Annotated in this window: 22 protein-coding genes; 1 reads left to right on the forward strand and 21 read right to left on the reverse strand. The window is 39.2% G+C overall.

Features of this window, described 5'->3' with window-relative positions; genetic code table 11:
• Positions 1-34 precede the first annotated feature (34 nt).
• A complete protein-coding gene (locus GS400_RS13080; protein ID WP_160102454.1) occupies positions 35-1,387 on the reverse strand; it encodes an aspartate kinase in 1,353 nt (450 codons plus the stop codon).
• Positions 1,388-1,596: 209 nt separating this feature from the next.
• Here GS400_RS13080 and GS400_RS13085 point away from each other — a divergent pair, with 209 nt between their 5' ends.
• Complete coding sequence (locus GS400_RS13085; RefSeq protein ID WP_160102456.1) at positions 1,597-1,947, forward strand: DUF2680 domain-containing protein; 351 nt, start codon at positions 1,597-1,599, stop codon at positions 1,945-1,947.
• A gap of 91 nt (positions 1,948-2,038) precedes the next feature.
• Here GS400_RS13085 and spo0A read toward each other — a convergent pair whose 3' ends face one another.
• The 20 genes from spo0A to spoIIIAD all read right to left on the reverse strand — a co-directional run bounded on the left by spo0A (position 2,039) and on the right by spoIIIAD (position 21,751).
• Entirely contained in the window at positions 2,039-2,830 is a 792-nt protein-coding gene (spo0A, locus tag GS400_RS13090) for a sporulation transcription factor Spo0A (protein WP_160102458.1), read from the reverse strand.
• Positions 2,831-3,344: 514 nt separating this feature from the next.
• Positions 3,345-4,637 (reverse strand): SpoIVB peptidase, encoded by a 1,293-nt coding sequence (gene spoIVB / locus GS400_RS13095; protein WP_370519688.1) that lies wholly within the window; start codon positions 4,635-4,637, stop codon positions 3,345-3,347.
• Between the two features lie 220 nt (positions 4,638-4,857).
• Positions 4,858-6,594, reverse strand: a complete 1,737-nt coding sequence (gene recN, locus GS400_RS13100) for a DNA repair protein RecN (RefSeq protein WP_160102462.1) — start codon at positions 6,592-6,594, stop codon at positions 4,858-4,860.
• Between the two features lie 28 nt (positions 6,595-6,622).
• Positions 6,623-7,072, reverse strand: a complete 450-nt coding sequence (gene ahrC / locus GS400_RS13105; protein WP_027448546.1) for a transcriptional regulator AhrC/ArgR — start codon at positions 7,070-7,072, stop codon at positions 6,623-6,625.
• A 117-nt stretch (positions 7,073-7,189) separates the two neighbouring features.
• Positions 7,190-8,002: a TlyA family RNA methyltransferase gene (locus GS400_RS13110; RefSeq protein ID WP_160102464.1), complete on the reverse strand. Its 813-nt coding sequence runs from the start codon at positions 8,000-8,002 to the stop codon at positions 7,190-7,192.
• A gap of 7 nt (positions 8,003-8,009) precedes the next feature.
• Positions 8,010-9,902, reverse strand: coding sequence for a 1-deoxy-D-xylulose-5-phosphate synthase (dxs, locus tag GS400_RS13115; RefSeq protein ID WP_160102466.1), 1,893 nt, complete (start codon positions 9,900-9,902; stop codon positions 8,010-8,012).
• Positions 9,903-9,924: 22 nt separating this feature from the next.
• A complete protein-coding gene (locus GS400_RS13120) occupies positions 9,925-10,518 on the reverse strand; it encodes a hypothetical protein (RefSeq protein WP_160102468.1) in 594 nt (197 codons plus the stop codon).
• A 704-nt stretch (positions 10,519-11,222) separates the two neighbouring features.
• Positions 11,223-12,107, reverse strand: coding sequence for a polyprenyl synthetase family protein (locus GS400_RS13125; protein ID WP_236560931.1), 885 nt, complete (start codon positions 12,105-12,107; stop codon positions 11,223-11,225).
• Positions 12,100-12,354, reverse strand: coding sequence for an exodeoxyribonuclease VII small subunit (locus GS400_RS13130; protein WP_027448551.1), 255 nt, complete (start codon positions 12,352-12,354; stop codon positions 12,100-12,102). Before GS400_RS13130 ends, GS400_RS13125 begins: the two co-directional genes overlap by 8 nt.
• The gene (gene xseA / locus GS400_RS13135) at positions 12,347-13,699 is read right to left on the reverse strand and encodes an exodeoxyribonuclease VII large subunit (RefSeq protein ID WP_160102470.1); all 1,353 of its coding nucleotides are present in this window, start codon (positions 13,697-13,699) and stop codon (positions 12,347-12,349) included. The genes GS400_RS13130 and xseA overlap by 8 nt, the downstream gene beginning before the upstream one ends.
• A gap of 2 nt (positions 13,700-13,701) precedes the next feature.
• Positions 13,702-14,571 (reverse strand): bifunctional methylenetetrahydrofolate dehydrogenase/methenyltetrahydrofolate cyclohydrolase FolD, encoded by an 870-nt coding sequence (folD, locus tag GS400_RS13140; protein WP_160102472.1) that lies wholly within the window; start codon positions 14,569-14,571, stop codon positions 13,702-13,704.
• A gap of 21 nt (positions 14,572-14,592) precedes the next feature.
• Positions 14,593-14,976, reverse strand: a complete 384-nt coding sequence (nusB, locus tag GS400_RS13145; protein WP_160102474.1) for a transcription antitermination factor NusB — start codon at positions 14,974-14,976, stop codon at positions 14,593-14,595.
• Between the two features lie 561 nt (positions 14,977-15,537).
• On the reverse strand, positions 15,538-15,939 hold the full coding sequence (locus GS400_RS13150; RefSeq protein ID WP_160102476.1) for an Asp23/Gls24 family envelope stress response protein: 402 nt from the start codon (positions 15,937-15,939) through the stop codon (positions 15,538-15,540).
• 15 nt (positions 15,940-15,954) lie between these two features.
• Positions 15,955-17,319 (reverse strand): acetyl-CoA carboxylase biotin carboxylase subunit, encoded by a 1,365-nt coding sequence (gene accC, locus GS400_RS13155; protein WP_160102478.1) that lies wholly within the window; start codon positions 17,317-17,319, stop codon positions 15,955-15,957.
• Between the two features lie 12 nt (positions 17,320-17,331).
• Positions 17,332-17,832, reverse strand: a complete 501-nt coding sequence (accB, locus tag GS400_RS13160; RefSeq protein ID WP_160102480.1) for an acetyl-CoA carboxylase biotin carboxyl carrier protein — start codon at positions 17,830-17,832, stop codon at positions 17,332-17,334.
• Between the two features lie 455 nt (positions 17,833-18,287).
• Positions 18,288-18,857 carry a SpoIIIAH-like family protein gene (locus tag GS400_RS13165; protein WP_236560933.1) on the reverse strand — a complete coding sequence of 190 codons (570 nt, stop codon included), beginning with the start codon at positions 18,855-18,857 and terminating at the stop codon, positions 18,288-18,290.
• A gap of 13 nt (positions 18,858-18,870) precedes the next feature.
• A complete protein-coding gene (gene spoIIIAG, locus GS400_RS13170) occupies positions 18,871-19,518 on the reverse strand; it encodes a stage III sporulation protein AG (protein WP_236560936.1) in 648 nt (215 codons plus the stop codon).
• A complete protein-coding gene (gene spoIIIAF, locus GS400_RS13175; RefSeq protein ID WP_160102482.1) occupies positions 19,515-20,138 on the reverse strand; it encodes a stage III sporulation protein AF in 624 nt (207 codons plus the stop codon). The genes spoIIIAG and spoIIIAF overlap by 4 nt, the downstream gene beginning before the upstream one ends.
• A gap of 12 nt (positions 20,139-20,150) precedes the next feature.
• A complete protein-coding gene (gene spoIIIAE / locus GS400_RS13180; RefSeq protein ID WP_160102484.1) occupies positions 20,151-21,329 on the reverse strand; it encodes a stage III sporulation protein AE in 1,179 nt (392 codons plus the stop codon).
• Between the two features lie 26 nt (positions 21,330-21,355).
• The gene (gene spoIIIAD / locus GS400_RS13185) at positions 21,356-21,751 is read right to left on the reverse strand and encodes a stage III sporulation protein AD (protein ID WP_027448562.1); all 396 of its coding nucleotides are present in this window, start codon (positions 21,749-21,751) and stop codon (positions 21,356-21,358) included.
• Positions 21,752-21,755: the final 4 nt, after the last annotated feature.

Genomic DNA, 21,755 nt, shown 5'->3' on the forward strand with positions numbered 1-21,755 from the left:
TTCCAGCGCTCAAAAACGGGCGCTTACACTTTTCTTACGCTTCAAAAAATTCTCTATATAGGGATTGTACAGCCGCTTCCATACCATTCTTTTTAATACCAAACATCATAGATACTTCAGAAGAACCCTGGTTCACCATCTCAATATTAACTGTAGCGTTCGAAATAGCTTGTGTAGCTTTTCCAATAACACCTGGTATGCGGTGCATTCCCTCACCTACGATCATAATAAGGGCAAGATCGCGTTCGATGGAAACCTGATCAACACGTAGCTCATCTTTAATGCGACGTAATACAACCTCTTCTTTCTCAGAGGTTAACTGCCCTTCACGCATGATGACAGACATATCGTCAATTCCAGAAGGAGCATGTTCAAAAGAAATGTCTTCTTCCTCTAAAATCTGGAATAAGTGACGACCAAACCCTTTTTCACGGTTCATCAAGTATTTGCTCACGTAAATGGTTAAGAAGCCAGTATCACTCGCAATACCAGCTACAGGGCCATCATCTGTCAATGAACGTTCAGCTGAAATGACTGTCCCACGTCCATTTGGGTTGTTTGTATTTTTAATCGCTACAGGTATTTTAGCTTTAATAGCAGGGATTAACGCCTCATCATGGAACACTGAAAATCCTGCATAGGAAAGCTCGCGCATCTCTTTATACGTTAATTCAAAGATCTCTTTTGGAGAATCAACGATCTTTGGATTCACACAATAAACGGAATCCACGTCTGTAAAGTTTTCGTAGAGATCAGCTTTAACACCTGCTGCAACGATGGAACCCGTAATATCGGAGCCACCGCGTGGGAACGCCATAAGCTCACCATCAAGTGTGTATCCAAAAAAGCCAGGGATTACTTGAATGCCTTCACGGTTACGTAACTGATATAGCTTATCGTAACTTTCATCAAGGACCTGTGCTTTCCCAGGTTCATCACTTACGATAATGCCCGCTTCTTGTGGATGCACATAAGAAGCTGGGTGCCCGATTGAAGTTAAGTACTGACTTAAAATCTTCGCTGATGTATCTTCACCAGTCGCTTTTAACGCATCCATTTTATGATTAAAGACCGTTTCGCCTTCCATGATGGAAACTAAACTATCTTCCACTTCCTTAAGAATTTCTTTAGTCAGTTCTAATTCGGTTAGCATTTCATCAAAACGATCGATTACTTGCTTCAGTTCATCTTGATAGGGTTTATTTTGTTCCCCTTGTTTACCTAAACTGATCAATAAATCTGTCACTTTTGTATCTTCATCAAAGCGCTTACCCGGCGCAGATACAACTACAAATTTACGACTCGGATCGGATGTAATAATATTTCCTACTTTTTTTAGCTGAGCTGCATTTGCGACTGAGCTACCACCAAATTTTGCTACTCTCATGACTGTTCTCACCACTTCATTTTAAAAATTCATATAATTTTTAATCTTATCATGAAATCCTCTCTAAAGTAAGACGTAACCATAAATTTCTTTTAATGAATTAAAGGGATAATAAATTAAAGATAGAATGGTTTATATTTCCTTACCTAAAATGTCATTCTACGGTAATACTATGTGTGAAAATAATTGGATTGCGAGGGATTCTTGAGATGAAGAAATTATTTAAATTCGGATTAGCCGTTTTATTTAGTGTAAGTGTATTTTCAATGAATTTTACTGATGTATCAGCTGAACCTGAACAAGATATGAAACAGGTGCAAAAAGTAAAGCTAACTGAGGAACAGAAAAGGGAACTGGATACGTTGTATAAGGAAATGCTAAAAACGAAAAAACAAATCATTATGAAATACGAAGAGTTTGGGGTCATTTCATCTGAAAAAGCAGATAAAAAGATGGAATGGATGGAAAAGCATTACGAAATGATGAAAGAGAATGACTTTATTCCGAAGAAACGTCACCACCATAAAAAATACGGAAAAGATGAAAAGACTGCTCAGTAGGGAGCAGTCTTTTATTTGGCTTGTTTTCGCTTATTTAAGAATGATAAAATTCATCTTTATGAAGATCATAAATCCATTATTTATGTTTATTTTATGATGCCATATGTTCTAATCGTAACTTATCAGCCACCATCGCGATAAACTCTGAGTTAGTTGGTTTTGCTTTTGTCATCGAAACTGTGTAACCGAATAAGGAGGAAATGGATTCGATGTTGCCTCTGCTCCATGCTACTTCAATAGCATGACGAATGGCACGTTCAACACGTGATGCTGTTGTGTTATATTTCTTTGCAATATCTGGATATAAAACTTTCGTAATGGAACCAAGAAGTTCGATATCGTTATAAACCATTGAGATTGCTTCACGAAGGTACATATAACCTTTAATATGGGCAGGTACTCCAATTTCGTGAATGATATTTGTGATACTTGCATCTAAATTAGGCTTCTTCTCTTCCTTCTGACTATCGCGCTGAGCGCGGGAACGATTGCTATCGAAATTCGGCTTTAACCCATTTACCTGAAGGATGTGATCACGTAAGTTATTTAAATCAAACGGTTTCAGAATGAAGTAAGATGCACCTAAATCAACCGCTTTTTTCGTAACCTCTTCCTGACCAAATGCAGTTAGCATGATGTCGTTTGGAAACTTCGATTTGTTCAACTCTTTCATTCGTCCTAAAACAGCTAAACCATCCACATGAGGCATGATGATATCTAAAAGTAACACATCAGGATCTTTTTCTTCGAGCATCTCCAGGCATTCCTGACCGTTGTAAGCCGTTCCAATGACCTCAATATTCGGTTGATCCTCAAAATAGTCCTCAAGCATATGCACCAATTCTCTGTTGTCATCAGCCAAGCAAACTTTAATCTTCTCCACGATAGTTCCTCCTCTTAACAATTTCGTCTCGTTTCTTCTCCACAATAAAATTTCGACACAAGTTCTAAAATTCCTTTTTTTATTGGAAAAAGTTTAAGTTTTTTCTAATTTCCTTCTATTTGCTTACGTTTTCTCCGAATTTCGATATATTTCATCATTTTTAGCGTGTTGAATTATGTATTTGTCGAAAAATCTTTAGTACATTATAACACAATGGATATGTTTGGCAACGAAAAGAACAAAAAGTTTACAATTATTTTTCTTTTCTGAAAATTTCATTGGATTAAGTGACGACATTTGCGATCTATTGTTGAATTTATATGTGTGATGGGGACGAGATATGTGTGTTTAATGACATTTTCGGTTGCTTATCTTGATGATTCAGGCGATTTTATGTCATTTGCAGGGTGTTTACAGTTAGTGCAGGCGATTTGGTATTGGATTCAGGCGATCCCCACTCATATTCAGGCGATGCCACTAAAAAAAGAAAAGACAGGTCCGCCTGTCTTTTCCGTTAACTTGCTTTTTTTCGTTTTGTTTCGTAAATGTTGATCCCTGCTTCGTTTAGCATCCATTCAATGTGAACGCCATAACCTGATGTTGGATCGTTAACAAATACGTGAGTTACAGCGCCGATGACTTTTCCATCTTGAATAATCGGGCTACCACTCATTCCTTGTACAATGCCACCTGTATGCTTTAGCAATTTAGGGTCTGTGATTTTTACAATCATTCCTTTAGTTGCTGGGAACTTTTGTGGAACGGATGTTACGATTTCTACATCGAATTTTTGAACTTTTTCACCGTTCACAACGGTTAGAATTTGCGCAGGTCCTTCTTTTACCTGATGGGATAATGCAATAGGCATTGGCTTATCCATGATCCCATTATCAATTCGACTATCTAACTCACCGAAAATTCCAAAAGGACTATTTCGGGTGATGGATCCAATGCGATCCGATTGATTTGAAAATCGGGCGTGTTTCTCTCCCGGAACACCATTACTTCCTTTATCAATAGAAGTGACGTTCGATCGAACAATTGTGCCTTTGTTAATCTCAATTGGTTTTTTCGTATCCATATCAGAGATAACATGACCAAGGGCACCATATTTTTTTGACTCAGGGTGGTAGAACGTCATCGTTCCAATACCTGCTGCTGAGTCTCGGATATAAAGCCCAATACGGTATTTTTCATCTTTTTGATCGTATTTTGGCGTTAATTTTGTTTCGAATGTTTTGTCATTACGCTTTACGGTTACATCTAATGCTTCATTTGCCTTACCGGCTTCTTCTACAAATGGTGCTACTTCCTTCATTTCTTTAATATCTTGACCATTTATTTTAATGATCATATCTCCAACTTTAATTTCTGCTTTTTCACCTGGAGATACATTACCTGTTTCTGTTTGAACCAAGTGGTGGCCTACAACGAGAACACCTAGTGTATTTAATTTAACACCTATTGATTGTCCTCCAGGGATCACCTTAAAGTCATCTAACACTTTCACATTGACTTTTTTTACAGGCAGTCCGGCCATTTCATAAATAACGGAACTGTCTCCAACGTCATTCCCCATTAATGCATTTGCTTGTTGGGAAACAATTTTGTCTCCTGCTTTTACTTTCATGGTTCCTGAAGCTAATGTGGGAATGTGCTCTTGTGTTTGACCTTTGAACAGGGTGATATCATTAGGGATGGACAAATACGTTTGTACTGGCTTAAGAAACGGTGCAATGAGAAGTACTAATAGGAGCAAGATACCTATTGTCTTACGGCATATTTCTGTTACATTCAAGCTGTTCACTCTCCTCGCTCCTAACCCATACCTAATTTTTATTTATCTTTGTATTCTTTAATGTGACCTTCCTGCGTCAAAATTAAACCCTGCAAACTACAGAAAAACAAGCGACTATTTCCTATTTAGCAGTGTTATTTCCATGAATAATCTGAAAAGCGTTGATTTAATCAAACATGTATATTTAATGTATCTTTTTCCATAAAATAAAACTGCTGAATCAGCAGTTTTATGCGTATTGTTCTTTGGTATTATCCGCCAGAGTTAAAAGTTCTTTGGCGTGTTCTTTTGTAGTGTCTGTCATTTCTGCACCACTAATCATACGAGCTAGTTCTTCTGTTTTATGTTCATCAGACAGCTCATCGACAATTGTTTTTGTGCGGTCATCTTCTACTTCTTTACGTATATAAAGATGTGTATCTGCCATCGCTGCTACTTGGGGTAAATGCGAAATACAGAGTACTTGAGATGAGGAAGCTGAAATTCCATATATTTTTTCAGCCATAGCTTGCGCAACACGTCCGCTGACGCCTGTATCGACCTCATCAAAAATCACACTTGTTACACCTTGGTGTTTAGAAAAGATCCGTTTAAGAGCTAGCATGAAGCGAGATAACTCACCACCACTTGCTACTTTATGAATGTCTTTTAACGGTTCACCTGGATTGGTCGTAATCATAAATTTCACAATATCGTAGCCTTTTGGTCCAACTTTGACATGTTTTCCGTCAATTAAAGGATCCGTTTCAGATCCATTTGTTGTTTGAAAATCCACACCAAAAGCTGCTTTATCTAAATAGAGATCCTTTAATTCCTCATGAATAGAATCTGTAAGGCTTTTAGAGGCTTGTACGCGAAGATCATGTAAGTGTTTAGCTTCTAATGCTACATCCTCCGCTTTTCCCTTAATCTCTTGATCCAGTTTGGCTACATGCGTGTCTTTATTTTTAATTTGATCAATTTCATCTTCAATACGGGAAGCATATTCAATGATGTCATCAACGCTTTCGCCATATTTTTTCTTCAAACGATTGATTTCATTCAGCCTTGATTCAATGGAGTTCAATTCATCTTCGTTATATTCCATTGTATCTAACTGATTACGCATAGAATGAGCGAGCTCTTCGACAAGATAATAATGATTGGAGAGTTCTTCAACCTTAGTGGCAATGTCATCATCATAATCCTTTGCACTTTCAAGAGATGATAAAGCATGTGACAACCAATCTAATGCTTTTTGTTCACCATACAAAGCGTGATAGGAGTCATTTAAGCCTTTGAAGATCTTTTCGTAGTTCGCCATACGATTTCGTTCTTCTGTTAAGCGTTCGTCTTCTCCGGGCTGGAGATTAGCTTGTTCGAGTTCTTGGTATTGGAACTCCAATAAGTCCAATCGCTGAGCCATTTCTTGTTCGTTTTCGCTTAATTCTTTATGTCGTTTTTTTAATGATTCGAACTCTTTATATAAGTCTTGATAGTCATCTTTAGCTGGTATGATTTGATTTCGATCATATAAGTCCAATAATTCAATGTGACGCTCGACATCCATTAAGGATTGGGTCTCATGTTGGGTATGTATATCAATTAATGATTGCCCAAATTCTTTTAGGATCGCAAGGGTTACCAATTTTCCATTTACACGACAAATGCTTTTGCCATTGGAACTTATTGTACGATTTAAAACAAGCATCCCATCTTCAGCAATATCTACACCGAATAGTTGCGCTTTATCATAAGCTTTATGTTGATGATCCTCTATAAAAAACAAACCTTCAATTTCAGCCTTTTTCGTCCCATATCGTACAAATTCAGCTGAACCTCTGCCGCCAGCCAACAGTTGAATCGCATCAATAATGATGGATTTACCTGCTCCCGTTTCACCTGTAAGCACTGTTAAACCTTCTCGAAAAGTGATGGACACTTCATCAATAATTGCAAAATCCTTTATGGATAATTCAGCTAACACAAGCTAGCACCTCAACTTTATATAATGATTAGAGCATATCCAGGAATCGATCACGAATTTGAACCGAATCATCCTCTGTACGACAAATGATCATACAAGTATCGTCTCCACAGATCGTTCCTAAAATCTCATCCCATTCTAAATTATCAATTAATGCGCCGATCGCATTCGCATTTCCGGGTAATGTCTTCATAACGATAAAATGACCCGCTGTATCAATTCTTACAAATGCATCAATCATAAGTCGTTTTAGTTTCTCAAAAGGGTTAAAGCGCTGATCAGCTGGTAGGCTATACTTATATCTGCCATCTACCATAGGCACTTTAACCAAATGGAGTTCTTTAATATCACGGGAAACCGTAGCTTGAGTTACATTGTAGCCTAAGCTTTTGAGTCGATCCACTAACTCATCTTGTGTTTCGATATCATTTTCAGCAATAAGTTCTCTTATCTTGATATGCCGTTGTCCTTTGTTCATGCCTCTCCCTCGTTTCTTCCCTTATTCAGTATTTGATTAACTTCATCATTTACGTTTTATAAATATGTAGGAATAAAAAAGGGGGCCACATATCCATGTAGCCCCTCCTGGTATTGTTTATGAATGGGCTTCGTGAGCTTCTTGTACGATACGTTCCACTTCGACATCAGGGTTTAAGATTCCTTCTTTCCCACTCCATCGTAAATGGGCCAAGAATTCAATATTACCATCGCCCCCGGTAATCGGTGAATACGTAACTTCTTCCACAGAAAACCCTTTTTCAACTGCAAAATCTAAAATATTTTGCAGTACATGTTTATGAACTTTTGGATCCCGAACAATCCCTTTTTTACCAACCTGTTCTCTACCCGCTTCAAATTGGGGCTTAATAAGGGCAACTACATCTCCACCCTCTTCAATAAGTGTCGCAAGTACAGGTAAGATTAGCTTTAAGGAAATGAAGGAAACATCAATTGATGCAACATTTGGTGTTCCTTCTGTTAAATCCTCTGGTGTTACATAACGAAAGTTTGTGCGTTCCATTACGGTTACACGTTCATCATTCCTTAGCTTCCAATCCAGTTGATTGTAGCCGACATCAATCGCGTAACTTTGAATGGCACCATTTTGAAAAGCACAATCGGTAAAACCTCCAGTTGAGGATCCGATATCAATTAAAATTTTGCCCTCAAGAGAAAGGTCAAAGGTTTTAATCGCCTTTTCAAGCTTTAACCCACCTCGGCTCACATAAGGAATAGCTTTTCCTTTAATATGAAGTGGAATGGCTTCATCAACCTTTACACCAGGTTTGTCCATCTTGATGTTTTCTGAGAATACTAAACCAGCCATAATGCTTCGTTTAGCCTTTTCTCTCGTTTCAATTAAACCTCGTTCAACGAGGAGGGTATCAAGTCTTACTTTCTTTGGCATCTTCTCTTCAAGCCCTTTGCTTTTTTTCTGGTATTAACTGTTTCAAACGCTTCATGATCTCATCTTTTGTCAGGCCGATTTCGTTGTAAAGTTCTTTGACGCTACCATGTTCGATATAACGATCTGGGATACCCATGCGTTCAATCGTCTGGTTATGGCACTTATTCTCTTCAGCGAATTCAAGAACACCACTACCAAAACCACCTTTAAGAACGGCTTCTTCTATCGTTAATATAGGCATATTCATGTCCATTAGATCGTGTAGCATCGCTTCATCCATTGGTTTAATAAATCGAGCATTAATGACACGAACCGATAAGCCCTGGCTTTCAAGTTCTTTACTTGCTTCAAGAGCCATTGGGATTGTTGTACCAAACGTTAAAATCGCTGCATCTTTACCTTCTTTAAGTACTTCCCAAGAACCAATAGGAATGCTCTTCAATTCTTTATCCATTTCTACGCCTAAACCATTACCTCTTGGGTAACGAATTCCGATCGGACCATCATCATACTCCATTGCTGTCTGAACCATGTGCTGGCCTTCATTTTCATCCTTAGGCATCATGAGCGTCATGTTTGGTAAGGAACGTAAAAAGGCAACATCGAAAACGCCTTGGTGCGTTTCACCATCTGCGCCAACGAGTCCTGCACGGTCAATACCAAACATCACATTCAGGTTTTGGCGGCACACATCGTGAACGAGTTGGTCATATCCACGTTGTAAAAACGTTGAATATATCGCTAGAAATGGCTTCATACCTTGTGTTGCCATGCCAGCAGATAACGTAGTTGCATGCTGTTCTGCAATCCCAACATCAAATAAACGGTCTGGGAATTCTTCTTTAAACTTTTCAAGCTTAGATCCAAGAATCATTGCAGGTGTAATGACAGCAAGTCGATTGTCTTTACGTGCAATAACACGTAAGGATTCACTAATGACATCACTCCAAGCAGGAGGAGCATCTGTTGCCTTGATTTTCTCACCTGATTCAATCTTATAAGGACCAACACCGTGCCACTTATCTTTTTGATCCGTTTCAGCAGGGTGATATCCTTTACCTTTTTGCGTCATAACATGCACGAGTACAGGTCCTTCTGTTTTCTTTGCATACTCAAGGTTTTCAAATAAATCCTCAAAGTTATGCCCATCTACCGGTCCATAATAGGTAAACCCGAGTTCTTCGAAGAACATTCCAGGAACCATGAAATACTTCATGCTATCTTTCATACGCTCAGCAACCGTTGCAAGACGTCCACCTACAGCTGGAATACGTTTGAGCAACCATTCCATTTCATCTTTCATCCAGTGATATTTATGTGCACTTCTCATGCGCCCTAATACGTTGTGCAATGCACCAACATTGTGAGCAATTGACATTTCATTATCATTTAAAATAACCACTACATTTTTCTTCTCGTCTCCGATATGGTTTAACGCTTCAAGCGCCATACCACCTGTGAGAGCTCCATCTCCTATAATGGGAACAATGGAGTTGTCCTCACCTTTCATATCACGAGCAATCGCCATACCCATAGCCGCTGATAATGAAGTTGAGCTATGTCCTGTTTCCCATACATCATGCTCACTTTCATTGCGCTTTGGAAAGCCGCAAAGGCCCTGATATTGACGCAGTGTATCAAATTGGCCTGTACGACCTGTTAAAATCTTGTGTATATAAGATTGATGACCCACATCCCAGACAAACTTGTCCTCTGGGCTGTTAAATACTTTATGAAGAGCAAGCGTTAACTCGACTACTCCCAAGTTGGCACCTAAGTGACCACCTGTAACAGAAAGCTTTTCAATTAAAAAGTTTCTCACAGTAGAGGCTAACTTTTCTAGTTCTTCATTCGAGCATTCTTTTAAAAATGACGGGTCTTGTATCTCGTTTAGATCCATTCGGGATCACTCGCCTTCATTATCAATTTCTGGAGGTTTTCTTCTCCCTCGGTAATAAATTAATATTAAGCTTTCTCTCAATAAGGGCAATAATACGTGCTGCGAAGAATATAATATCAGTCGAAGAGTGGACAGCAAAGTATTTCCCCATTGCTTTCCCTCCAACTGTGACTGCAGCAACAATACTTGTGAAAATAACGGAAATGACAAACTGAAGAGTGCTTCCATCTGATTGTCCAAAAATCTGTGCTATACGTAGAACAACAATGGCTGCAGCTGTACCACTAATAACACCAGCTATATCCCCGATTACGTCATTACAAAAACTTGCAAATCGATCAGCATTGCGCACAATAATAATAGCTTCTTTGGAACCGTTTACTTTTTCTGCTGCCATGGCGTGAAATGGTACTTCATCAGCCGCCGTGGCTGCAATTCCAAGCATATCAAAAAGCACCCCTATGATTACAATCGTAAATACGATTATAATACCAACCAGATAGAAAACATCATTTAATATAAATGTAGAAATAACTGAAAAAATAGCCGCTAACACGAACGTGATAACGGCGATACCCAAGCTAAATTTTAGTGACTTTTGTAATTGTGTCTTCATGGATTACCTCTATATATATCAATCATAGTTTATGTATCGAGCAGGATGGTCACCTAAAAGATAAAAACTGCGGCTTAGGTCCAGTAGGTTTTCCCAAGCAGATACTGCGTGTTGCCACGACAGCGGTTCCCCTTCAAATCTGCCTTAGCACCGTCACCGGTTACTAGACTGGATTGCCACTTAGTCCGCACTATAATCCCTCTTAGGTGTCCATGCGAACAGTCTAGGAGATTTCCTCGGCAGCCTTTGGCCGTTTCTTAGCCTCTTTTGCAGCGCTGATTTCATATGGTCGGGTAAGTGTCGTTGTAGTGGCCATCTACTCTAACACCTAAAAGCCATAATCCCCTCAGAGCCACTCAAGGCAGGCTACGCTGTGGACCGATTAATCTTCCCAAAAGCGATCTCACAGGTTCATACCCCATTTCATAGCAGACGTTTGAGAACAGCCTCCTACAAATATGGGCCTCCGCGGAAGCAGGGTCAACGCCCACATGCCTTTGTGGATCGCCCTGCGACCTTAACTCCCAGCATCGACCCAAGGCTGGGCGCCTCAAGCCAACACAAGGAACTTCATCGATGTGCCCTTTGGCGGATTTTTAGGCCCGCCTTCAGAAACGGAGGGCCGACTAGAATACTGCACCATCCTGTTTATATTACTAATATATCATATTCGTCTGACATCCTCAATCCACAGCTAATAACAATTATTTCTTTCGATGCTGAATGTAGTCAATAAATTCCTCTAAAAGCGTACTATCGACGCCTGCTTCCTTCAAAGCTTCTTTTGCTTGACTAGCATAGTAGTCCCTTTTATCAATGGCACCTTGAAGCCCTAAAAGCTGAGGATACGTACTTTTAGAATTGTTTTCATCACTACCAACAGGTTTCCCCATCTCTTCTTCATCGCCAATTACATCTAAAATGTCATCCTGTACCTGAAAAAGTAAGCCAAGATGTCTTGCATATTTTTCAATGGATTGTAATTGACTTTGATTCGCTCCACCAACGTAAGCTCCAGCAACCGCTGAAAAACGAAGTAACTCGCCTGTTTTGTGCTTATGGATCTCTTCAAGCTTTGCAACAGTCAATTCTTGGTTTTCTGCTTCCATATCAAGCATTTGACCAGCTACCATACCTTCTGCTCCACTTGCCTTGGAAAGCTCCCTACTAAGATAGACTTTCTCTTCATCTTGCAAAAGGTCATGATTCGTAATAGCGAAAAAAGAAGCTGTTAGTAAACCGTCACCTGCTAAAATAGCTGTTGCATCATCAAATTTTTTATGATTAGTTGGCATACCTCTTCGGATATCATCATTATCCATAGCCGGCAAATCATCATGAATAAGCGAATAGGTATGTACCATCTCTACAGCACAGCCTACTGGTAGGGCACGGTTAGGCGATCCTCCATAAGCTTCACAAGCCATGAGAAGTAAAATGGGGCGAATTCGTTTTCCGCCTGCCTGAATGGAATACAACATCGAATCTCGTAAGCGCTCAGGCACTTGTAGCGAGTAGACGAATTGTTCTAACTGTTGATTAATCGTGTCCATGTAACCACTGATATAATCCGTTAACGTATTAGTCACTATCTTCTTCCCCCTGGACAGAGAAAGACTCAAATTCACCTTGTTCGTTCATGATTTGTTTCATTTGTTTTTCCACATGCATTAATTTATCATTACACATTTTCGAAAGCTTCATGCCTTCTTGATAATAAGTAATTGCCTTTTCAAGAGGTACATCTCCCTCTTCAAGCTTATCTACTAGTTCTTCTAATTGTTTCATTGCTTCTTCAAAACTGAGTTCTTCCTGTTGGACTTCTTTATCACTCATTTTGATCCTCCTCTTCCATTCCCCAAACTTGGCAATCTAAAACACCATCTTGTACTTTCACCTGCATTGGATCACCAGGTTGAACATCACGAATGGATTTTACGACTGTTCCTTGCTCAGAATAAGGAATCGCATAGCCACGTTTTATCGTTTCCAATGGATTTAACAATGTCAATTTACTAATCAGTTCATGATACGTTTGCATTTTTGATTTCGTTTCTTGCTGCATGGCACGATTCATTCGTTTCGTTGTTTGAACTAGCTCCTGTTTTGCCAATCGTAAAGATTTTTCAGGGTGTTGTTGTTGCAAACGTTTTTGTATGTTCGTTAAATCATTCTGGTTTTGATTCATAAATTGAACAGAAGCTTTTTGTAATTGGTCATACATCCGATCAAGCTCTTGTTCTTTTTGACGCATCAGTTGTTCAGGATAACGAAAAGCGTATGATTTTTGTTTTTGAGCCAGTTTTTCTTTAGCCTGGTTCATCTGAACATCCATAACGTTTTGTACACGACGTCTTAGGTTTTGAATCCGTTCTGCAACTTCAGCCTGAGATGGTACGGCTACTTCTGCAGCACCTGTTGGGGTTGGTGCTCTATAGTCAGCTACAAAATCACTAATTGTGAAGTCTGTTTCGTGTCCGACCGCAGAAATAATAGGGATATCAGATGCAGCAATGGCTCTTGCTACAACTTCTTCGTTAAACGCCCAAAGCTCTTCAATTGAGCCACCTCCACGTCCAACGATCATAACATCGTAATCGTTTAGTTCATTCACTTTTTCAATGGCCTGAACGATCGATGTCTTAGCGTTTTGACCCTGAACGAGAACAGGGAACACGGTTACACGTACATTTGGATAGCGTCGATCAATCGTTGTTAAAATATCACGAACAGCTGCTCCAGTTGGAGAGGTTAAAACGGCGATAGAACGAGGGTAAGATGGTAGTGGCTTCTTCAGATGATCATCAAATAATCCCTCAGTCGTTAGCTTTTTCTTCAGTTCTTCATATGCTAAATAAAGAGCTCCAAGCCCGTCTGGTTCCATTTGATGTATATAAAGCTGGTATTGACCATGAGGTTCATAGACCCCGATTTCACCGCGAATTAACACATTCATTCCGTTCTCAGGTGTGAACTTCATATAACGATTGTAGCCTGCAAACATAACAGCATTGACTCGTGACTTATCATCTTTGATTGTTAGATACATATGACCACGGCTATGATGCTTAAAATTCGATATTTCCCCTCTAAGAAATACTTCTTTTAAATGAGGATCACTCTCAAATTTTCGTTTAATGTATTTAGTTAAAGCTGAAACAGTTAAATATCGGTCTTGCACCGTTATGAACTCCTTTGTGAGATTTCATTAAGCTGTCTAGCTGCTTTAATTGTGTTTTGTAAAAGCATGGTAATCGTCATTGGCCCAACACCTCTAGGAACTGGAGTTATGTATGCCGCACGCTCCTTAGCTGATTCAAAATCTACATCTCCAGTAAGAGATCCATCTTCAATGCGGTTGATTCCAACATCAATAACGGTTGCACCTTCTTTTACGTAGTCGCCTGTAACAAAACCAGGCTTCCCAACAGCCACAATTAAAATATCTGCTTGTTTTGTCATTTCTTTGAGATTGTGCGTTCGAGAATGACAATACGTCACAGTAGCGTTTTCATTTAACAAGATTTGGCCAATTGGTTTACCAACGATACGACTACGGCCTAGCACAACGGCATGTTTACCTTCGATTTTAATATTTTTCTCTTTCAACATCGTTAAAATGCCGAGTGGGGTACATGGTAGAAATGTGTCCTTCTCTGCCATCATACGTCCAATATTTACTGGGTGGAAGCCGTCCACATCTTTTTCTGGGGTAATTGTCTCGATAACCACATCTTCATTTATGTGGTCAGGAAGAGGTAATTGCACCAGAATACCATGAATGGATGGATCAACATTTAATTCATGAATTAATTCCAATAATTTCTCCTGGGTTGTATTCTCAGGTAGTTCAATTAAGTTAGAGTCCATGCCAATACTGTTAGACGCTTTTTCTTTCCCTCTTACATAGGAAAGAGAAGCTGGATCATTTCCTACAATTACAACCGTTAATTGAGGTATTACATCAAGCTTCTTTAACTCTGCAACTTCATCTGTCATACGTTCTCGGATGTTGTTCGAAAGTTCACGACCATAGATGATTTCTGCTGACATTTTACTCCTCTCCCCTTTTCATTATTTAAGCATTTTTTTAAGAACTCCATTAATAAAGCTTCCAGACTTGTCATCCCCGAATGCCTTGGCTAACTCGATGGCTTCGTTTAACGTAACCTTTTCTGGAATTTCTTCCTCATAGGTTAATTCATACGTAGCTAATCGTAGCAATGTTTTTTCTACAGAAGCAATTCGTTCGAAAGACCATTTTTCAAGGTGATCTGAAATCTTTTGATCAATGGCATCACGATTGTCTACAACACCTATCACAAGTTGATTCAAAAATGTATCATGAACAGGCTCGTCCTCTGTTACATTTTGAATCGCTTCCTCTGCAGTCATTTCATTGATATCCATTTGAAAAATTGCCTGAAAAGCTTTCTCTCTTGCTGTGTGACGATTCATTTTCCATTCTCCTTTATTCATCGTACCCTGTACGTTTCATTCCGTTAGAATCATAACACGTTCTAGGTATAAATACATCGATTTTAATACGTAAAACATGTTATCAAAGCAAATTTCTATTATAAGCGAATCTGTAAAGAAAGTTAAGGAAAAAATGATATGGAAAAGCGCAAGCGCCCGTTTAGCAACGAAGGGACTGGACTGAGCCCGTAGTACGATTAACCAAACTTGCTGATTGTCAAGCCAACAGGCGCAGACAGAAGCTTAGTTGCCGTGGTACTTTCACCTAGAAATTTTAACTACGCCGAGTTCCTTCTTTGTTAAAATTTCATGTCTTAAACGTGTAAAGGAAACACGATGAACGAAGTGAATCGATGTTGACTTATCGTACGGAGGAAGTATGACCGACTATGTTCGTCACGTCCTGTGACAACGTCCATCTGACCCACGTCGTGTGGGCCCAAGTCCATTCGTTGCTGGGCGCTGGAGCTAGACATAACCTCCTATAGAATAAAAAGACCATAAAAGTATTCCCTTTTATGGTCTTAAATATAGGCTTCATTATTCTTCTGGCAGTTCTTCTTCTTCCTCTTCTTTATCCATTTGAACCCCAACAATATGAACATTAATCTCTTTAATCTCAAGAGCAGTCATATTCTTAAGGGCTTGACGTGTATTATCTTGAATTTTTTGAGCTGTTTTTGGAATGGAAATACCAAAGTCCATCACGACATAGATATCAAGGACGATGCCATCTTCAGCTAATTCAACCTTTACACCTTTACCGTGGTTTTTCTTACCTAAGCGCTCGGCTACACCTGTTGCGAAGTTTCCACGCATTTCAGCGACGCCGGCAACTTCGGAAGCAGCAATACCTGCGATGACTTCAATCACTTCCGGAGCAATCTCAACTTCACCTAAGTTTGACCCTTCACCAACACTTAATAAATGATTTTCACTCATGACGGTCACTCCCTTTTAGTCTTCCTCTTTCATTATAGTATAATTATCGAGGAAATTCGTGTTAAAATCACCACTTCTAAATACTTCATGTTCCATCATCTTGCGGTGAAACGGAATTGTAGTATGAACCCCTGGACCTTCGATAACAAACTCATCAAGAGCTCGTTTCATACGATCCATCGCTTCTTCACGTGTATTTCCATACGTAATGAGTTTTGCCACCATAGAATCATAATAAGGAGGAATCATCCAACCTGGATATGCAGCAGAATCTACTCGTACACCAAACCCACCTGGTGGTAAGTACATTTCAACACGGCCTGGAGTTGGCATGAAGTTCTTACTAGGATTCTCTGCGTTAATACGACATTCAATAGACCATCCTTCAAACTTAATTTCATCTTGTGTGAAGGATAGTTTTTCATTGTTTGCAATTCGAACCATTTCTTTAATGAGATCTACGCCCGTTACCATTTCAGTTACAGGGTGTTCAACCTGAATACGAGTATTCATTTCCATAAAGTAGAATCTACGCTGTTTCTTATCGAAAATGAATTCGACTGTACCGGCTCCAGAGTAATTTACTGCTTGAGCTGCTTTAACAGCTGCTTGCCCCATCTCTTCACGTAGTTCAGAGTCAATGGCTGGAGATGGTGTTTCCTCAATTAACTTCTGTAAACGACGTTGTATAGAACAATCACGCTCACCTAAGTGAATCGCATTGCCATGGTTATCAGCAAGAATTTGGATTTCCACGTGTCTGAAATCTTCAATAAATTTCTCTAGATAAACACCTGGGTTACCGAAAGCTGTTTCTGCTTCTTTTTGTGTAACACGAATGCCTTTAATTAAATCTTCTTCCGTTCTAGCGACACGGATTCCTTTACCGCCACCACCAGCTGTTGCTTTGATAATGACAGGATACCCAATTGATTCAGCGATTCTTTTCGCATCATCTTCGCTTTCAATTAATCCATCAGAACCTGGAACAATTGGAACTCCAGCTTCCTCCATCGTATCACGAGCAACATCCTTTGTTCCCATTTTACGGATCGCATGAGCAGATGGTCCAACAAACGTAATATTGCACTCTTCACAGATCTCAGCAAAATCCGGATTTTCTGAAAGGAATCCATATCCAGGATGGATTGCATCAGTTTCTGTTAATGTTGCTACACTCATAATGTTCGTAAAATTCAAGTAGCTTTCACTGCTTGATTTTGGACCAATACAGTATGCTTCATCTGCTAATTTTACGTGTAATGATTCTTTATCGGCTTCAGAATAAACAGCGACAGTTTCGATCCCTAATTCTTTACATGCGCGAATGATACGGACCGCAATCTCGCCTCGGTTTGCAATTAAGAGTTTCTTGATCACGTTTTCAACCCCTTACACGGACTTCACTCGGAATAATGGTTGACCATACTCAACTAGTTCCCCATTATCGACTAAGATTTCAACAATTTCTCCACTTACTTCTGCTTCAATTTCATTGAATAGTTTCATGGCTTCTACAATACAAACGACCGAATCGCTTGTTACCTTGTCCCCTACTTTTACAAAAGGATCAGCTTCTGGAGAAGATGCTTCATAGAATGTACCTACCATTGGAGATACAATTTCATGGTCATAATCCTTCGCTGCTTCTTCAGCTTTTGACTCTTCTTTTGGTGCTTCAGCCTTAGCTGGCTCTTGAGCAGGTGCTTTCGGTTGTTCCGGTTGTGGTTTTGGCTGTTCAACTGGTTGAGCTTCAACTACTGGACGTTGAACAACTTCTCCACCTTGCTTTTTCATAGAAACCGTCGTTCCGTTGCTTTCATATGTAAACTCATCAATTGAAGATTCATCAATTAGTTTAATGAGTTCACGAATTTCTTGTACTTTTAACATAATGTGTGCACCCTTTCTATATAGAACATGCTTTTTTGATAACTGGTACTAATAACTCCTCTTAACATTTTACGATAAAGGTATGAAAAACTTCAACCTACTAGAAATCGTTTACTTTAATCAATTCGGTATTCTAGTTCTATTCTCCTTCTTATTCTCTATCGAGTTTAACAAATCATACTTTGTGATATGAAAAGTAAAGCAAAGGTAATTGAACAAAACAAATCGCTAAACGCTAGTTCTATACAAATATTTTAAGATAAAAAGGACAACAAGGAGGCAACTAACATGGGACTTATTTCAAGACTGCTACGTAAAGTTTTTGGTATTGTATCCTTTTTACCAAGAATGTTAGGGAAAATCTTTAGAAGAAGTAGAATTTAATAAATACACAAAAAATCCTACCACCTTTAAAGCGTGGTAGGATTTTAATTTTATTTCTATTGATTTCCCTCTTATGGTTGGAAGTTAACCATCACATTTGTTTCACCAAACTCATTGTACACGAGTTGCATAATTTCGACTGTGTCTGCCTTAGAAAGCTCATCCGCTTTAACCGTTACGCGAACTTGACCATCTTCAGCCCTTACTAGTACATCTCGATATTCCGCTTTAGCTGCAATGGTTTGCTCTAAAAGTGTTTCTTTATTGCTATATTCTTGTAGTTGATTAATTTCGTTCATGGCATTATTTACTTCCTCAGCCGATACATCTCCTGAAGCCATCACTTCTTGAAGGTACTCTTTACGTTCTGAACGATGCTGTTCAATTGTTAAACGTGCAGCCGTAAACCACTGATCTGAAGTAAGGCTAGACGTTACTTCTTGTTTTCCTTCTGAATCAACAGACCCATTCGTCATTGTTCCATTGTCCGTATTTGAGTTTACATTTTCAGCTTGATTCTGTTCATTCTCATCAACGAAAGCAACTTCCCCTTCATCTGGTGAAGTCATGTAATACACACTCAACACAATCATTAAACTAAGCATTGTAAGCAACCATACCGTTTGTTTTTTCAACATCATTTAAATTTCCTCCTTATTTTTTCGGCATTACCGAAATTCTATGAGTTGGTACATCCAACCCTTTTGATACTGCTTCCATGACCCATTTCTTTACTTCCATATGATCAACCCCTTTAGCTACCACAAGCACCCCGCTAACCTTTGGCTTCTTCGTTTGAATGAGTAGAGGGACTTCCTGGTCACCTTTTCGGGTTAGTACAACTTGCTGGTCTTTTGTGAGGTCCTCAATCTTTCGCTCCCCACCATTTTTATCTGTTTCATCTGTAATTTGTTTTCCCATGGTTGTATTTTTTTCATAGACTTTGATTTCAGTAGATTCCAGGTTGACCATAACATCAACTTCTGAAACCCCTTTGATCCTCTCGAGCAACTTACTTAATTCTTTCTCATAGTGTGTTTCAACTTCAGCCATAATCGCATCATCCACTGCTTTATCCTTTTGAAGGAATGTTTCTTGCTCTTGTTCAGCAGGAGGATTTTGCTCTTGTGGTGTGAAGCCCTCACTTTGCGTAGATTCTTTTGTGAAAAAGTCACTTACGATGAGAATGAGCAAACCGAATAGGGCAACGAGTAATACATAAGCCATTTTGGTAGGCTTTTTGCCATCCTCGGATTTTAGTTTTAGCATAGAAGCAACTTTGTCCAATGGATTGTTCTTCATTTAACCCCTCCTTCCCACTGTATAATTAGCTGTTCTTCAGGGAGTTGCCAGGTAGAAGCTAAAAAGGTTTTAATCTTTTGTTTTGCTTTTGAATTCTCTTCATCTTCTTTCGGTGGCTGATCTAAATCAATCACCACCTCCTCTACAGATGAAGAAGAATTCGATGCCTTTTCTGATTCTGACAAAACCACCGTCAATTGTTTCAAGGTGTCTAAGCTCATGTTTTGTTCATCCTGGAATTGGAAGGAAAAGTTTTGAATCTCTACACCATACTCACTCAACAACTCCTCCTTCGCCTGTTTTTTCAATTGGACAGCCATCTGTTCTAAAATATATGCACGTTGGGAGGCTTGTATTTCTTTTTTCTTATCTTCTATTAAATTTTCCATCGTTTCGACTTGTGCTTGATCGTTCCATTTGGACATTTCTTGGGCAAAAAACGTGTCCACATCAACTTCAAATAGATGAAAGATTGGTTGTAAAAAGATAAGAATTAACAACAATCCAACCACCAGTTTGATGTACTTGCGTAAGGACGAAGTTGGGAGGATCAAATCTATGATGAGTGCTAGTAGTAAAAATAATATGATTTGGGTAACCCATTCTGTTATGTAGCTCATTCCAACTCCCTCCTATCGAATCATCATCGTGACATTACTTGCTGCCACCAAAATAACTATGGCTAAGAAAAACATAAACGTGACAACTAGGAGCGCAGCAAACACTAACAAAATGTGCCTACTAATCGTCTCCATCGATTGAATGACGGCCCCACCTCCAATAGGTTGTAAAATAGCTGCTGCAAATTTATATATAATCGCTACCGCTAAAACTTTAATAGCTGGGAATAACGCTAAGGCTAAAATAATAATAACGCCGACAATTCCCACTGTATTTTTTAATAGTAGCGATGCGCTTAACACGGTATCCGTTGCATCTGTAAACATTCGCCCCACTACTGGTACAAAGTTTCCTGTTACGAACTTTGCGGTTTTCATAGCTACTCCATCAGCAATGGCCGAGGAAGCTCCCTGAACGGAAATGACTCCAAGGAAAATAGTGAGAAAAACACCTATGAGCCCAAGTCCAGCATTTCTTAGCAATTGTGCTAGCTGTGTCACTTTATATTGATCATTAATGGAACTCACAATCGAAAGCAGTGCTGACAAAAAGAACAAAGGAAAGATAATATTTGAAACGAGTAATCCACTCGTGTGAATTAAGAAGACAATGACAGGATGAAAAAATGATACCGACATTAAGTTACCGAAAGTAGCCATTAGGCCAAGCATTAATGGAAGCAAGGCAATCATGAAGGAACTCATCATTTCTACGGCATCTTTTGCATAGGAAACCGCTAGATGAAAACTGTTGAGTGCAATCACGATTAGAACGAGATAAACAACAGCATAGGCAACTTTACTAATCGCCTGATTTTCAAAGGCATTTTGTAACGATTGGAGAATCATACAGAATAATGTAAGAAACATTAGCGTGCCTAACAGCTTTCCATTCATAATAAATTCATATAATAGATATTTGCCCAATCCCATGATCCATGATTTGATTGAAACAGAGTCTGAATGCTCCACGAATTCCATAAAGCTCCCTTTTCTTACTTCAGGAAGATAGCCACCGTATTCATCTACAACTTTATTCCAGTACTGATTAATTTCCGTAAAAGATATATCTTTTAAAGGAGTGCTTGTCCCTTTTGCCCCAGATGTTTGTGCATGAACCTGTCCAACATGAGAGATCGTGTATATCAATACGATTAGTGCCATAACAAGAACTTTAAGCATTCGTTTCATGCATCCGGAGCTCCTTTCTTCTTAAACTACGCTGGTATAAATCCAAGAATGGTTTCGATTACAGCTGTTAAAATCGGTACGGCTAAAACAAGGATGAGCACTTTTCCTGCGAGTTCGATTTTGGATGCTATGGATCCTAATCCCGCATCCCTAGTGATCTGAGCTCCAAATTCAGCGATATAGGCAATCCCGATAATTTTTAAGATGGTTTCTACATACATGCCATTTACATTTGCTCGTTGTGCAATGTATTCAAGAAGGGTAAACACTTGAGCAATTTGCTGAATGAGAACAAGGAAAATGACGATCCCGGTAAATAAAATGATAAAGAAGGCAATGGAAGACTTTTGATCTTTCAAAATGATCACGAGCAAGCTCGCCACCAGGGCAAAGGAGACGATCTGGAATATTTCCATCTCTATCCCT

Origin of the sequence: Pontibacillus sp. HMF3514 (genome assembly GCF_009858175.1) — a bacterium.
Lineage (GTDB): Bacteria > Bacillota > Bacilli > Bacillales > BH030062 > Pontibacillus.

What these genes read in the sequence shown, in the direction of transcription:
- nusB (WP_160102474.1), bottom strand. Translation starts at nt 14,976, where the DNA reads ATGAATCGTCACACAGCAAGAGAGAAAGCTTTTCAGGCAATTTTTCAA.
- accB (WP_160102480.1), bottom strand. Translation starts at nt 17,832, where the DNA reads ATGTTAAAAGTACAAGAAATTCGTGAACTCATTAAACTAATTGATGAA.
- ahrC (WP_027448546.1), bottom strand. Translation starts at nt 7,072, where the DNA reads ATGAACAAAGGACAACGGCATATCAAGATAAGAGAACTTATTGCTGAA.
- GS400_RS13150 (WP_160102476.1), bottom strand. Translation starts at nt 15,939, where the DNA reads ATGAGTGAAAATCATTTATTAAGTGTTGGTGAAGGGTCAAACTTAGGT.
- folD (WP_160102472.1), bottom strand. Translation starts at nt 14,571, where the DNA reads ATGTCAGCAGAAATCATCTATGGTCGTGAACTTTCGAACAACATCCGA.
- spoIIIAE (WP_160102484.1), bottom strand. Translation starts at nt 21,329, where the DNA reads ATGAAACGAATGCTTAAAGTTCTTGTTATGGCACTAATCGTATTGATA.
- GS400_RS13080 (WP_160102454.1), bottom strand. Translation starts at nt 1,387, where the DNA reads ATGAGAGTAGCAAAATTTGGTGGTAGCTCAGTCGCAAATGCAGCTCAG.
- GS400_RS13110 (WP_160102464.1), bottom strand. Translation starts at nt 8,002, where the DNA reads ATGCCAAAGAAAGTAAGACTTGATACCCTCCTCGTTGAACGAGGTTTA.
- GS400_RS13120 (WP_160102468.1), bottom strand. Translation starts at nt 10,518, where the DNA reads ATGAAGACACAATTACAAAAGTCACTAAAATTTAGCTTGGGTATCGCC.
- GS400_RS13085 (WP_160102456.1), top strand. Translation starts at nt 1,597, where the DNA reads ATGAAGAAATTATTTAAATTCGGATTAGCCGTTTTATTTAGTGTAAGT.
- dxs (WP_160102466.1), bottom strand. Translation starts at nt 9,902, where the DNA reads ATGGATCTAAACGAGATACAAGACCCGTCATTTTTAAAAGAATGCTCG.
- spoIIIAF (WP_160102482.1), bottom strand. Translation starts at nt 20,138, where the DNA reads ATGAGCTACATAACAGAATGGGTTACCCAAATCATATTATTTTTACTA.
- GS400_RS13165 (WP_236560933.1), bottom strand. Translation starts at nt 18,857, where the DNA reads ATGATGTTGAAAAAACAAACGGTATGGTTGCTTACAATGCTTAGTTTA.
- spoIIIAG (WP_236560936.1), bottom strand. Translation starts at nt 19,518, where the DNA reads ATGAAGAACAATCCATTGGACAAAGTTGCTTCTATGCTAAAACTAAAA.
- GS400_RS13130 (WP_027448551.1), bottom strand. Translation starts at nt 12,354, where the DNA reads ATGAGTGATAAAGAAGTCCAACAGGAAGAACTCAGTTTTGAAGAAGCA.